Consider the following 13,634-nt stretch of genomic DNA (forward strand, 5'->3'; position numbering starts at 1 on the left):
TTTCCATGCATGTGCACGCGATGCTGGAAAGAATCCGGTGGGGCCGGAGGGTGTGTCACCCGTTTCCGGTGGCACGGATGTGACGTGGCACAACGGCGCCACCCGCGCCGCCGCCCCCTCCCCGGTGACGGCCGGGTGGCCGCGCGCTTGCTCCCGGGCGTGCGCCGGGCCACCCACGGGGGAATGCGCTGGCCCGTGTGACCGTTGATCCCGTACGATGGAAGCAGCCGCCACCCTCGGGTGGTGCACCTTGAAAAATCAACATGGGGATGATCGGTTTCGACTGGGGATGTCGAAGCAGGGGAAGCGAGCCGAGGAAGCGGCAATGATCTCGTTAACCATATGTCGCAACCAATAATCGCCAACACCAAGCGCGATTCCTTCGCCCTCGCTGCCTAAGTAGCGACTTGCGAAGTGTCAGCCCGGGGGTGATCCCGACCCGGATCCTGGCATCATCAAGGGATCTAAACTTCTAGGGCCGGTCACGGGCCCCAGAAGGAAATCAAACAGTGACTGAGCCCGTCGGCAGCTTGTCCGCGTGACAGCCGGGGCCGAGAAAAGCACAGCGGACTGCGCTCGGAGAAGCCCTGATTCCGCACCACAGGACGCGGGTTCGATTCCCGCCATCTCCACCACCCCATGTGACAACGGCACCCTCCTTCGGGAGGGTGCCGTTTCGTCGTTTCAGGGCAAGCCGACGTCGTGACGTCGTGTCACCCGCGTCTCCCCCGGGCGCGTCGAGGCCGGCGGCCGGGGGCGGCTCAGCCGCGCTGTTTGCGGCGCACGGCCGAGATGGCGCGGTCGGACTCGCGGCGGTCCTGCTTCTCGCGCAGGGTCTGCCGCTTGTCGTACTCCTTCTTGCCCTTGGCCAGGGCGATTTCGACCTTGGCGCGGCCGTCCTTGAAGTACAGGGCGAGCGGCACGATCGTGTGCCCGGTCTCCTGGGTCTTGTGGACCAGCTTCTCGATCTCGGCGCGGTGCAGCAGCATCTTGCGGCGGCGGCGCGCGGAGTGGTTGGTCCAGGTGCCCTGGGTGTACTCCGGGATGTGCACGTTGTGCAGCCACGCCTCGCCGCCGTCGAGCTGCGCGAAGCCGTCCACCAGGGAGGCGCGTCCCTGGCGCAGGGACTTGACCTCGGTGCCGGTCAGCACGAGCCCGGCCTCGAAGGTGTCCAGGATGAGGTAATCGTGCCGCGCCTTCTTGTTCTGCGCGATCAGTTTGCGACCCGTCTCTTTTGCCATAACCGGGCCATTGTCCCACTAGGAGGGGGGTCCGAGGCCAGCGAATACCTCGTGACTCTCGGCGAGCGGGTCCTCACCGGAGGGGACGGTCACATCGGGGTCGATGCCACGTCCGTCCACACTGCGCCCGTCCGGCAGCCGGTAGTGGCCGACGGTCAGCTCGGCGACCGACCCGTCGGGCAGCGTGCTGGGCATCTGGACCGAGCCCTTGCCGAAGGTGCGCGAGCCGATGACGACGGCCCTGCCGCGGTCCTGGAGGGCGCCGGTGAGCAGTTCCGCGGCGCTCATCGTGCCGCCGTCGACCAGGATGACCAGCGGGACGGTGGTGTCGCCGCCCTCGGCCGCGTAGAGGGCCTGCTGCTCGCCGTGGACGTCGTAGGTGGCGACGAGGCCGCCGTCGAGGAAGGCGGAGGCCACCGCGACCGCCTCGGTGACCAGCCCGCCGGAGTTGCCGCGCAGGTCGAGCAGCACGCCGTGCTCGGAGTCCCGTACCGCGTCGCGTACCTGGTCGCCGACGCCGAGCGTGAAGGCGTCGATCTTGACGACCGTGGGCGCGTCGGCGCTCCGCGTCACGGTGACGGCGTCGGTGTCGAGCGTGGCGCGACGTACCGTGACCGTCCAACTACGCTGCGCCCGCTGGACTCCCAGCTGTACGACGCTGCCGGGGACGTTGTCGCCGCGCAGGTCCGCGACGACCTCGGTGACCGCGAGGCCGGTGCACTTGACCGGGCCGATGGTGGCCAGCAGGTCGCCCTCGCGCAGGCCCGCGCGGTCGGCGGGGCTGCCGGGCTGGACGCGGGCGATCTGGATCCGGCCGTCGTCGATTCGCCGCACGGACAGGCCGACGCCGACGTAGCGGCCGTCGAGCGCTTGTTGGAGGCCCGCGTACTCGCGGGCGGTGTAGAAGGACGACCAGCGGTCGCCGCTGCGGCTGACGAGCTTCGCGGCGGCGAGCGGGCCGACCTTGCCGTCCTGGATCTCCTCGGCGATCCGGCCGGTGTCGACGTGGTCGCCGTTCGTCCCGTCCGGCTTCGCCCGCGAGCCCGTGGGGGTCTCGGAGGCCGCGGGGGACGACGGTGCGGGCTCGCCGCCGTGGGGCGGGGCCGGCGGCTTGCCGTCGTCCTGCCGCCCGTCGGCGACCGGCGCGGCGGCGATACGGGTGGCGCGGGCGGCGGTCCGCGCGTCCGGCGCGGTGAGTCCGCTGGCCGCCGCACCGGTGGCCAGCAGAGTGCTGAACACCAACGTCAGAGTGGCCCCGCGGCGCAAGCGGCGGGGCGTCCCGAACAGCGACGGGCCGGACATGGCCGGAAGTCTAGGACAGAAACGGGCGGCATACGGATAGTTGCCGCTACCTCGGCGGGGCATGATCCGCAACCCGGTACACCGCCCCCCTGGGACCCGTCCCCCGCCGTACGGCCCCGCGAAGGGCCCGGCGCGACGGCCGGGCCCGGCCCGCGGGCGTCAGACCTTCAGATACCTGCGCAGCGCGATGAAGGCGGCGATCGACGGCATCACGACGCCGATCAGCAGCACCAGCGGCAGCACCGCGACGACCGAGTCCCAGCCGAGGAAGGAGACCAGCGGGATCTTCTCCTGGAGCTTCAGACCCGCGTCGATCATGAAGTACCGGCCGCCGAGCAGCATTCCGCACGCCAGCCCCGCGCCCACGAGTCCGGCGAAGGCCGCCTCCATGATGAACGGCATCTGGATGTAGAAGCTGGAGGCGCCGACCAGCCGCATGATGCCGGTCTCTCTGCGGCGGCTGAAGGCGGACACGCGCACGGTGTTCACGATCAGCAGCATCGCGACGGTGAGCATGAAGGCCAGCACCACCCAGGCGGCCAGCGTCATACCGTTCAGCAGCGAGAAGAGGTTCTTCAGCACGGCCCGTTGATCCTCAACGGACTGCACCCCCGGACGCCCGTCGAAGGCGCTCGCGACGACGGTGAACTTCGTCGGGTCCCTGAGTTTGACCCGGTAGTTCTCCTGCATCTGGTCCGGGGTGATCGAGGCCGCGAGCGGGGAGCTCTTGAACTGCTCCTGGTAGTGCTTGTACGCCTGCTCGGCGTTCTCGAAGTAGACCTTCTCCACGATCGGGAGCTTTTCCAGGTCGGCCTTGATCTGGGCCTTCTGGTCGTCGGTGACGGCGCCCTTGGCGCAACTGGGCGTCGTCGACGCGTCGCCCTTGTTGCACATGTAGATGGTGACCTGGACCTTGTCGTACCAGTAGCCCTTCATGGACTTGACCTGCTTGTTGGCCAGCAGGGCGCCACCGGTCAGGGCGAGGGAGAGCGCGACGGAGATGATCACCGCGAAGGTCATGGTGAGATTGCGGCGGAGTCCTACGCCGATCTCCGACAGGACGAACTGGGCGCGCATGGTCTCTGGTTGTCCTTTCAGGGGGGTGGTGACTACTGCTGTACGGCAGTACGTACGCCGTACGCGCGGCTCTCAGTGTTGGTAGCCGTAGACACCGCGCGACTGGTCGCGCACCAGCCGCCCCTTCTCCAACTCGATGACGCGCTTGCGCATCTGGTCGACGATGTTCTGGTCGTGGGTCGCCATCACCACGGTCGTGCCGGTCCTGTTGATCCGGTCCAGCAGGCGCATGATGCCGACCGAGGTCTGCGGGTCGAGGTTTCCGGTCGGCTCGTCCGCGATCAGCAGCATGGGCCGGTTGACGAAGGCGCGGGCGATGGCGACGCGCTGCTGCTCACCGCCGGACAGCTCGCCGGGCATCCGGTCCTCCTTGCCCGCGAGGCCGACCAGGTCGAGCACTTCGGGCACGGTCTTGCGGATGGTGCCGCGGGCCTTGCCGATCACTTCGAGGGCGAACGCCACGTTCTCCGCGACCGTCTTGTTGGGCAGCAGCCGGAAGTCCTGGAACACGGTGCCGAGTTGGCGCCGCATCTGCGGCACCTTCCAGTTCGACAGCCGGTTGAGGTCCTTGCCGAGGACGTGCACCATTCCCGTGTCCGTGCGCTCTTCGCGCAGGATCAGCCGCAGGAAGGTCGACTTTCCCGAGCCGGACGAGCCCACCAGGAAGACGAACTCACCCTTCTCGATCTCCAGCGAGACGTCCCGAAGTGCAGGACGGTTCTGCTTGGGGTAGGTCTTGGTGACGCTGTCGAATCGGATCACGTTCGCACCAGGTTTGCGGGGACGGGTGGACAGGGGATGTGGGGGCGACACTACGCGACCGAGCCAGGGGTGCGCAGTCGCCGGGGAGGGTTGGTGGGCTTGCCCACAGGGCACACGCGGACAAACCCGTCATTGACCCCTTACACCTCAGCGCGGCCGGCCGCCACCGGAGGTCCGCTCCCCCGCCCGCGCCGCTCTCGCGGACCCCGCCGGAGCCGCCGTACGGGCCGCCGGTCCACCGGGGGCCGCGCCGAATCCGGCGGAAGCTGGCACAGTGGAACAAGGAACACTTCGGCCTCCCGGGGCGTTCACCGGACGAGGAGGAGATCGCATGACGTGCGACCGGCTGGTGTGCGCCAACTGCGCGGGTCCGGTGAGCGAGGGCCGCTGCCCCGTCTGCCGGGCGAACCGCGCCCGCCTGGAGCGGGAGAATCCCTGGTCCAACATCTCCCCCGCGACCTTGATAGCCCTGCTCGTGGCCCTGCTGACGGTGGTGCTCGTGGTGGAGCACGCGACCGCGTAGAGCAGTCCCGCGGGCGGCACGTGAGAAATACGTGAGAAGTACGTCACATTCACGGGTGGGCGAGCTGAGACATCACGAAGGGCCCGGAACGCATCGCGTTCCGGGCCCTTCGTCGTGCGCGTCAGGTGCGGTCGCGCGGCGCCTCAGGAGGCGTCGCGGCGCTCCTTCAGTCGCGGGGCCAGCTTGAAGCCGACGCCGCCCGCCACGAGGGCTGCGGCGCCGATGAGCATGTACGTGGTGCCGTCGGAGCCGGTCTCGGCGAGCTGCTGCGTCGTCTGGCTCTGCGGGACCTGCTGGGTGTTGTCGGTGCCGGGGTTGTTGTTCCCGCAGTCGACGCTGTCACCGGTCAGGGTGCAGGTGTTGTTGTTGCCCGTCGCGCTCGGGCTGACGCTGGGGCTCGGCGAACCGCTCGGACCGCCGTCGTCGCTGCCGCCGCTGACACCGGCGATGGAGCCGGGCGCGGTCGTCGGAGGCGTGGTGGGCGGAGTGGTCGGCGGCGTCGTGGGAGGCGTCGTCGGCGGGGTGGTGGGGGGCGTGGTCGGCGGCGTCGTGGGAGGCGTCGTCGGGGGCGTGGTGGGCGGGTCGGTCGGCTCGTCGGTCGGCGGCGTGGTCGGCTCGTCCGTCGGGTCCGTCGTGGGCGGGTCCACCACCGCGGCGGCCGACGGCGGCGCGTCGCTGCTCACCGCCGCCTGAGCAGCCCCCGCCACGGTCAGGGACGCACCGGCCGCGATCACCGCGACGGCCGCCACGCGCGTGACGCGTACCCTCGTGCTCTGCTTGGTCATGTCTCAACTACCCCCGGTAGACGTCGGCTTGAAGCACGCGCCGCTGCGGGCACGGTCGATTACGCCGCTTTCGCGCGCATGCCGGACATCACCTTTGTGGCATTCACCGGGAGCGTCAAGGTCATTAAGCGCAAAGTGCCCCAACTGTCCCGTCTTGCCCGGCACTTCAGCACACGTCTGTGACACGGCAGACAGATGGGATCAAGGCAACGGCCGTACGGCGGGGCCGTATCGCCCTCTCAGCCGTACGGCGCGGGGCCGTATCACGCGGTGATCCGATCCCGATTACGCGGTGGCCTTCTCGCGGGACTTGCGCCAGCGGATGCCCGCCTCGATGAAGCCGTCGATGTCGCCGTCCAGGACGCCCTGCGGGTTGCCGACCTCGTACTCGGTGCGCAGGTCCTTGACCATCTGGTACGGGTGCAGGACGTACGAACGCATCTGGTTGCCCCAGGAGTTGCCGCCGTCGGACTTGCCGAGGGAGTCCATCAGGGCCTGCTCCTCCTGGCGGCGCCGCTCCAGCAGCTTGGCCTGGAGGACGTTCATCGCGCTCGCCTTGTTCTGGATCTGCGAGCGCTCGTTCTGACAGGAGACGACGATGCCGGTCGGGATGTGGGTGATCCGGACCGCGGAGTCGGTGGTGTTGACGCCCTGGCCGCCGGGGCCCGAGGCGCGGTAGACGTCCACGCGCAGCTCGGACTCGTCGATCTCGACGTGGTCGGACTGCTCCACGACCGGCAGCACCTCGACGCCCGCGAAGGACGTCTGGCGGCGGCCCTGGTTGTCGAAGGGCGAGATCCGCACCATGCGGTGGGTGCCCTGCTCGACGGAGAGGGTGCCGTAGGCGTAGGGGACCTTGACGGTGAAGGTGGTCGACTTGATGCCGGCCTCCTCCGCGTACGAGGTCTCGTAGACCTCCGTCGGGTAGCCGTGCCGCTCGGCCCAGCGCAGATACATCCGCTGGAGCTGCTCCGCGAAGTCGGCGGCGTCGACACCGCCCGCCTCGGCGCGGATGTTGACCAGCGCCTCACGGGCGTCGTACTCGCCGGACAGCAGGGTGCGGACCTCCATCTCGTCCAGCGCCTTGCGCACCGACTCCAGCTCGGCCTCGGCCTCGGTCTGCGCGTCGGCGTCGTCCTCGCTCTCGGCCAGCTCGAAGAGGATGGACAGGTCGTCGATCCGGCCGCGCAGCGCCTCGACCTTGCGCAGCTCCGCCTGGAGGTGGGAGAGCCGGCTGGTGATCTTCTGCGCGTTCTCCGGGTCGTCCCACAGGGACGGCACCGCGGCCTGCTCCTCCAGCGCGGCGATGTCGGCCCGCATCCGGTCGAGGTCGAGGACGGCCTCGATCGACCCCATGGTCGAGGACAGGGACTTCAGCTCTTCGGAAACATCGACGATCGCCACGGCTCCAGCCTACCGGCTGGTCGAGCGGACCCGCCCCGGCCGGGAGCCCGCCGGCCGCCGGGAGGGCCCGCGATCCGGTGCCGGGCGGGCCGGATCGCGTCAGATGTGGGCCGTGGTGCGGGTGAGGGTGCCCGACGGCGTCCTGGAGTACAGCTCCAGGGTGTGCGCGGAGGCGGCGGCGCCCAGGGCCGCGTCGGTGGGCGCGGTGAAGGGCGCGGTGGCCCAGTCGCCCTCCAGCGAGGCGGCGTCGCCGTCGAGCGCGGCGGCGGCCTGGGTGCCGGGCGTGAAGGCGAAGAGCCGGCCCGAGGCGGCGACCGCGTCGGGGCGCGCGGAGGTGTCCAGGCCCTTGATGACCTCGCTGGGCCGCCAGGCGCCGCCGGAGTACGGCAGCCGCAGCACGGCGCCGTCGGCCTTGCGGACCACGAAGGCGTCCAGGGAGCCGCGGGACCGGGAGATCAGCGCGGGGGCCGAGGTGATCCGGCCCGCGGTGGGCACCAGCGCCCAGGCGTTCCAGCGGTCGCCGACCAGCGAGGCGGTCACCAGGTCGCCGCCGACCCGTCCGACCAGGTCGATCCGGCCGGGCTCCGAGGACGCGGCGGCGGGCGCCGCGTCGAAGCGGGTCCGCTCGTCCACCTGCGACCAGGCGTTCCAGTAGCCGTCGGTCAGCGTGCGGCGGTAGAGCAGCCCGTCGGTGCCGAGCCCGAACAGGTCGATCCGCCCGGCGTGCGCGGACGCCACCGCCGGGTCGTCGTCCACGCTTATCCCGGTGAGCTTGTGCCACGCGCCGTAGCCGGAGCCGTCCCGGATCACGTACCAGACGTTCTTGTCGGCGCCGCGGGCGAAGACGTACGTGGCGCCGTCCATGGTCAGGGCGCGCGGGCCGCCGAGCAGCTTGACGCCCGCGGCCGGTACGTCCTTGTACGACGACCACTGCGGGAGCGTGACGGGCGCGCCGGTGCGGCCCTGCGGGGAGGCGGCGCCCGCGGTGGGCGCGGTCGGGGTGCCGCGGGTGGCGGTCGGCGTCGGGCTGGGCGGGGCGTCGTCCCGCGAGGTGCCGCCGGAGTCGTTGCCCGAGCCGGAGCCCGCGGTGGCGATCCCCCAGCCGCCGATGCCCGCGACGGCGAGCGCGGCGGCGGCCGCGGCGGCGAACTTGATCCGGCGCTGGCGCACGGCGTCGGAGACCGCGCGGTGCCGGGGGCTGGCCGGGCGGCCCGGCGCCGAGGCGCGGCGCTGGCTGTCGCGGGCCGCCTTGCTGCCCTTGCCGTTGCGGGAGGCGGCGCCGTAACCGGCCAGCTCCTCCGCCGTGGGCAGCTTGATGCTGGTGTGGGTGTCCCGGCTGGAGTCCGGCGCGGCGCCCCTGACCAGCGGTACGGCGCCGCGCGGGCGGTCGGCGCCGGGGCCGCGGGGCGGTTCCGGGGCACCGGGCGGCAGGTCGGCGAAGCCGTCGTCGTACGCGTCCTGGTCGTCCGCGCCCGGTCCGCCGTCGTCGGTGCCGGGGGCGGCGACGTCGAGCGCGGGCAGGCCCGCGAGGTGCGGCAGCAGGTCCCTCAGCCGGGTGGCCAGCTCGCCCGCGGTCAGCCGCGAGGCGGGGGCCTTGGCCAGGCAGGCCGCGAGAATCCGCCACAGGTCGTCGGTCAGACCGGGCAGCGGCGCGACGGTCTCGGTGACGTGCCGGCGCAGCACCGCGCCGGGGTGGCCGCCGCCGAACGGCGTGAACCCCGCGAGGAGTTCGTACAGCACGGTGGCCAGCGCGTAGATGTCGACCGACGCGCGCGGCGGCAGGCCCTCGATGATCTCCGGGGCCAGGTAGTCGGGGGTGCCGATGATCCGGGTGGCACGGGTGCGGCGCGGGGTGTCGACCAGCCGCGCGATGCCGAAGTCGGTGAGCAGCGCGGGCGGCGCGCCGCCGGGGCCCGTGGCCACGGCCGAGTCCAGCAGCACGTTCTCCGGCTTCACGTCGCGGTGGACCACGCCCGCCGCGTGCGCGGCGGCCAGCCCGTCCGCCACGTCCGCGGCGATCGCGACGGCGGCCTCCGGCACCAGGCGCCGCTCGCGTTCCAGCCGCGAGCGCAGGTCGGTGCCGCGGACCAGGTCCATCACCAGGGCGAGGTCGGTGCCGTCCACCACGAGGTCGCGGATGCCGACGATGTGCGGATGGTCCAGGGAGAGCAGCGCCGTGCGCTCCTGCACGAAGCGGCCGACGAGGTCCTGGTCGGAGGCGAGGTCCTCGCGCAGCAGCTTGATGGCGACCGGGCCCTCGGGGCCCTCGCCGAGCCACACCGTGCCCGCGGACCCCCGCCCGAGCACCTGGTGCGCGGTGTACCGGCTGCCGATCTTCCTGGCCAAGGCTTGCTCCGACTCCTCCGACAGTCCGTCGTGTTGGCGACAAAGCTACGCGGATCAGGGGCCGTTCGGGGTACGCGAGCCCCCTCACGCGCCGTTCCGCCACAGAAATCACCCTCCAGAAGTCGACAAATCCCCACCCCAAGCACCCCACCGGTGCAAGGGTGCCTCGCCGAGAGGGCACCGCCTTCGGGGGTGGGTGCGGGGGGTGCCGGGGGGTGCGGCGGGGGTGGGTGCGCAGGGGGGTCGCCGCTGGGGCGCGGGTGCGGGTGCGGGGTGAGGGTTCGCCGCCTGGGTGCGGCTGCGCAGGAGGGTTCGCCGCCAGGTCACCGCCACGCAGGGCGGTTCGCCGCTGGGGGCCGGTTGCGCGAGGGGCTGCGCCCCAAGGTCGCCGCTACGCAGGAGGGTTCGCCGCTGGGGCGCGAGTGCGGGGTGGGGGTTCGCCGCCTGGGTGCGGCTGCGCAGGAGGGTTCGCCGCCAGGTCACCGCCGCGCAGGGCGGTTCGCCGCTGGGATCCGGTTGCACGAGGGGCTGCGCCCCAAGGTCGCTGCTACGCAGGAGGGTTCGCCGCTGGGGTCCGGTTGCGCGAGAGGCTGCGCCCCTGCGGTACGGCTGCGCAGGTGGGTTCGCCGGTAGCCATGGAGCCGAAGGGCGCGCCGGTGTTGAAAAGGAGAACGCGCACAGTGACCGAGGAACGAGGGAACGAGCACGATCGACTGTCGACACCGGGTCTAAGCGCCCGGAGGCGGAAGGGCGGCAAAAAAAGGGGATCGGGGTGCGCATAGAAAGGACGGCTCCCCCGCAGGGTGAGGATGCGCGAGACGGTTCGCACGACGGTGACCTCACGCGGGACGGCACCCGCGCAGGGTGAACTGGCACGAGACGGTTCGCACCACGGTGAGCCCACACAAGACGGCACCCACCTACCCTCACCCGCAACGCTGAGCCGACGGTAAGGGGTTCGCGCGGACGGTGAGCCCGCGCGAGACGACACCCACCCACCTTCACCCGCAACGCTCAGCCGCCCGAGACGGCACCCACCCACGTTCACCCGCAACGCTCAGCCGCGCGAGAGGGCACCCACGCACGGCGAACTGGTACGAGTCGGCACCCACCATGGTGGCCCCACAGGAGACGACACCCCCAGGGTGAGCTTGCGCGAGACGGTTCGCACCACGGTGAGTTCACGCAGGACGGCACCCGCGCAGGGTGAGCTTGCGCGAGACGGCACCCACCCACGTTCACCCGCAACGCTCAGGCGCCCGAGAGGGCACCCACGCACGATGAACTGGTACGAGACGGCACCCACCACGGTCAACTGACCCGGGAGGGCACGCACCCCTCGGCGACCTCACGCGAGACGGACCCACCCACGGTGAACCGCGCGTGGGAGCCCTCTCACGTCGGCGCACCGCGCGGGGGAACCGCCTCGCGTCAACTCACCCTGCGCCGTGCCCCCTCGCGCGAGCTCACCGTGGTGCGCGCCGCCTCGCGCATGCCCACCGCGCGGGGAACCGCCTCGCGCATCCTCACCGTGCGTGCGAGCCCTCTTGCGTCAGCTCACCGCGATCCCCTTTTTTTGCCGCCCTCTCGCCTCCGGCGGCTTAAATCCGGTGTCGACGGTCGATCGTGCTCGCTCCCTCGTTCCTCGGTCGCTGTGCGCGTTCTCCCTTTCAACACCGGCGCCGCCTTCGGCTCGCTGGCTACCGGCGAACCCACCTGCGTAAACGCACCCGAGCGGCGAACCCCACCGCGCAGCGGTACCGGAGGGGCGCAGCCCCTGCGCAACCGCGCCCCAGCGGCGCACCCTCCCCCGCAGCCGCACCGAGCAGCGAACCCCACCCCGTAGCGCTGACCTCGTGGCGCACCCTCCCCCGCAGCCGCACCCAGCGGCGGACCGCCCTGTCCCACGGGGCCGTCGTGCGGCGCACACCGGCGTCAACCGGCGGGCGGAGCCCGTTAGTTGCCGTTGGAGTCGCCCGTGATCGAGGAGATTTTGTCGTAGACGGTGCTGACCCAGCCGGAGGAGGCGTCCCAGAGGTTGCGGGTGCTGTTGACCCAGTCGGGGAGGGGGGTGGTGTACCAGACGACGACGAAGATGACGACGATCACGAGGATGACGGTGAGGCAGCCCTTGAGGCAGCCGAGGCCCGGGATCTTCATGGGGTTGGCGCTGCGCTGGCGGGGCTCGCGTTGGCGGGGCTCGGGCGCGGGGGCGGGCGGGCGCTGGGGCTCGTAGCGTTGCGGCTGCGGCTGTTGGTAGCGCGGCTGCGGGGGCTGAGGGCGCTGCTGCTGGGGCTGCTGGTACGGCTGCGCGTACCCCTGTCCGCCCTGCTGCCCCCGACCTTGGCCCTGCCCCTGCCCCTGCCCCTGGTGCGGCTGGCGCGGGGGCTGTTGGGGCTGGGGGCGGCGGCGCGGCTCGCGGCGCAGGGGGTCCTGTTCGGGGGAAAGGTAGCGCAGCTCGGTCTGCTCGTTGCGGTGCCGCAGGGCGCTGAGCTGGGATTCCCACGGGTGCGGGCCCTGGGGGGTGCCGGGGCCCTCGTCCGGGATGGGCGGCAGGACGCGGGTGCCCTCGGCGGCGGCACCGCCGGGGCCGGGGTCGCCGGGCAGTTCGGTGGTGGAGGCGTTCGGGTCGTAGGTGGAAGGCGTCGCGCCCTGGCGGGAGGGCAGCACCTGGGTCGGCTCCGCGTCTCCGGAGGCGGAGGCGGAGCCCTGGCCGGTGCCGGGGACCAGCGTCGGCGTCGCGTCGGGCGCCAGGAGGCCGCCGACGGCGAAGGCCGCCTCGGCCGCGGCGGGCGAGGAGTGCACGCCGATGCCCGCGGCGACCACGCGCAGCGCGCGGGCCAGGTTCTCGGCGCTGGGCCGCTGCCCCGGCTCCTTGCGCAGGCAGCGCTCTATCACCGTCCACAGCGGTTCCGGCACGGTCGTGGGGCGGCGCGGCTCCTGGTTGAGGTGCGCCTGGAGCACTTCGATGGCGCTGTCGCCGCGGAACGGCGGACGCCCGGTGACCAGCTCGTACAGCAGGATGCCCGCGCCGTAGACGTCCACGGCCGAGGTCTGCGGGCGGCCCTGCGCGGACTCCGGCGCGATGTAGGCGGGGGTGCCGACGAATTCGTGGGTACGGGTGAGGCCCGGCGAGTCCGCGAGCCGCGCGATGCCGAAGTCGGTCAGCATCGGGTGCATCTGCGGATTGCCGTCCTCGCCGGTGACCGTGGCGAGCAGCACATTGGCGGGCTTGAGGTCGCGGTGCACGACGCCGTCGGCGTGGCTGGCGGCAAGCGCGTCGGCGACGGCCGCGGTGAGCAGTGCGGCGCCGACCGGGCTGAACGGCCCGTTCTCCCGCAGGTAGCGGTGCAGGTCGGGGCCGTCGATCAGGTCCATCACCAGGGCGAGCAGATCGCCCTCGACGACCAGGTCGCGGACCCGGACGATGTGCGGGTGGCGCAGCCGGACCAGCACGGAACGCTCGCGCAGGAAGCGCATCACCACGTCCGGGTCGCCGGCCAGCTCTTCCTTGAGCACCTTGACGGCGACGGCGCTGCCCTGCTCGCCGCGCACCTGGCCACGCCAGACGGTGCCCGTGGCGCCGCGTCCCAGCGGTTCCTCCAGGAGGTACTTGCTGCCTACCGGCCGCACGTCATGCGCTCCCTGCTCCGTAGTGTGTCCGCCCTGACCATGCGCGCCGCCGGCACGTGCGCGGCGGTGCTCATGGCCGTACTCATGGCGGGCTCGCCCTGATTCCGGCCAAGCGTAGTGCCGCCGGGCGGACCCGCGTCCTGGCCGCGCCACGGGAATCGGCCCGTGCCGCGTTCCGTCCGGCGTTCCGTCCGGCGTTCCGTCCGGCGTTCCGTGCCGTGCCCGGTGTCACGCCCACGACCCGCCGCCGGCCCGCCGTCGGCCGGACGACGGCCCGGCGAGGGCCCGCGGAGGGTCCGGGAACGCCCGAGAACGTCCGAGAACAGTTGTCCGACCTAGGACGCGAGGACCAGGCTGTTGGTTGCGTCACGTGGTGTCACGGGCATGTGCCGTGGCGCGCGGTGAATCGCGTGCGGAGGGCCCGCGCCCGGTTTGTGGCGGCGATCGGCCGCGAGCGGCGGCTTTCCGGTCGGATGCGGCGCTCTTTCCGGACGGTTTCCGTCGCGGGATGATCATCTGCCGTACTTTCAAGATCACTCGGGGCGGGACCGGGGACGGGGT

8 protein-coding genes, 1 other RNA gene and 1 pseudogene are annotated in these 13,634 nt (G+C 71.9%); 2 read left to right on the top strand and 8 right to left on the bottom strand.

The genetic code is table 11. From position 1 onward, the window contains the following. Positions 1-265 precede the first annotated feature (265 nt). Positions 266-635, top strand: a transfer-messenger RNA (tmRNA) gene (ssrA, locus tag ACIO6U_RS31290). A gap of 126 nt (positions 636-761) precedes the next feature. On the opposite strand, the gene smpB is transcribed toward ssrA, so the two are convergent. The 4 genes from smpB to ftsE all read right to left on the bottom strand — a co-directional run bounded on the left by smpB (position 762) and on the right by ftsE (position 4,382). Beyond that, positions 762-1,241, bottom strand: coding sequence for an SsrA-binding protein SmpB (gene smpB, locus ACIO6U_RS31295; protein ID WP_355342970.1), 480 nt, complete (start codon positions 1,239-1,241; stop codon positions 762-764). An 18-nt stretch (positions 1,242-1,259) separates the two neighbouring features. After that, positions 1,260-2,543 carry a S41 family peptidase gene (locus ACIO6U_RS31300; RefSeq protein WP_391163982.1) on the bottom strand — a complete coding sequence of 428 codons (1,284 nt, stop codon included), beginning with the start codon at positions 2,541-2,543 and terminating at the stop codon, positions 1,260-1,262. 159 nt (positions 2,544-2,702) lie between these two features. Further along, positions 2,703-3,620: a permease-like cell division protein FtsX gene (gene ftsX, locus ACIO6U_RS31305; RefSeq protein ID WP_188284085.1), complete on the bottom strand. Its 918-nt coding sequence runs from the start codon at positions 3,618-3,620 to the stop codon at positions 2,703-2,705. 72 nt (positions 3,621-3,692) lie between these two features. Beyond that, positions 3,693-4,382 carry a cell division ATP-binding protein FtsE gene (ftsE, locus tag ACIO6U_RS31310; protein ID WP_188284086.1) on the bottom strand — a complete coding sequence of 230 codons (690 nt, stop codon included), beginning with the start codon at positions 4,380-4,382 and terminating at the stop codon, positions 3,693-3,695. 331 nt (positions 4,383-4,713) lie between these two features. On the opposite strand from ftsE, the gene ACIO6U_RS31315 reads away from it, so the two are divergent. Beyond that, positions 4,714-4,905, top strand: coding sequence for a hypothetical protein (locus tag ACIO6U_RS31315; RefSeq protein ID WP_355342964.1), 192 nt, complete (start codon positions 4,714-4,716; stop codon positions 4,903-4,905). Positions 4,906-5,048: 143 nt separating this feature from the next. Here the strand turns inward: ACIO6U_RS31315 and ACIO6U_RS31320 are convergent, their stop codons facing one another. The 4 genes and pseudogenes from ACIO6U_RS31320 to ACIO6U_RS31335 all read right to left on the bottom strand — a co-directional run bounded on the left by ACIO6U_RS31320 (position 5,049) and on the right by ACIO6U_RS31335 (position 13,073). Continuing rightward, complete coding sequence (locus ACIO6U_RS31320; protein WP_401724203.1) at positions 5,049-5,690, bottom strand: hypothetical protein; 642 nt, start codon at positions 5,688-5,690, stop codon at positions 5,049-5,051. Between the two features lie 285 nt (positions 5,691-5,975). Then, positions 5,976-7,094 carry a peptide chain release factor 2 gene (prfB, locus tag ACIO6U_RS31325; RefSeq protein ID WP_355342958.1) on the bottom strand — a complete coding sequence of 373 codons (1,119 nt, stop codon included), beginning with the start codon at positions 7,092-7,094 and terminating at the stop codon, positions 5,976-5,978. A gap of 1,023 nt (positions 7,095-8,117) precedes the next feature. Further along, positions 8,118-9,440: pseudogene (locus ACIO6U_RS31330) on the bottom strand (serine/threonine-protein kinase); the annotation flags it as partial. A gap of 1,956 nt (positions 9,441-11,396) precedes the next feature. Further along, complete coding sequence (locus ACIO6U_RS31335; protein ID WP_401724206.1) at positions 11,397-13,073, bottom strand: serine/threonine-protein kinase; 1,677 nt, start codon at positions 13,071-13,073, stop codon at positions 11,397-11,399. Between the last annotated feature and the right edge of the window lie 561 nt (positions 13,074-13,634).

This window comes from Streptomyces sp. NPDC087422 (genome assembly GCF_044744145.1).
Taxonomy (GTDB): domain Bacteria; phylum Actinomycetota; class Actinomycetes; order Streptomycetales; family Streptomycetaceae; genus Actinacidiphila.

Bases quoted from the DNA above. Each gene is read 5' to 3' on its own strand.
- smpB (WP_355342970.1), bottom strand. From the start codon at position 1,241: ATGGCAAAAGAGACGGGTCGCAAACTGATCGCGCAGAACAAGAAGGCG.
- ACIO6U_RS31300 (WP_391163982.1), bottom strand. From the start codon at position 2,543: ATGTCCGGCCCGTCGCTGTTCGGGACGCCCCGCCGCTTGCGCCGCGGG.
- ftsX (WP_188284085.1), bottom strand. From the start codon at position 3,620: ATGCGCGCCCAGTTCGTCCTGTCGGAGATCGGCGTAGGACTCCGCCGC.
- ACIO6U_RS31315 (WP_355342964.1), top strand. From the start codon at position 4,714: ATGACGTGCGACCGGCTGGTGTGCGCCAACTGCGCGGGTCCGGTGAGC.
- ACIO6U_RS31320 (WP_401724203.1), bottom strand. From the start codon at position 5,690: ATGACCAAGCAGAGCACGAGGGTACGCGTCACGCGCGTGGCGGCCGTC.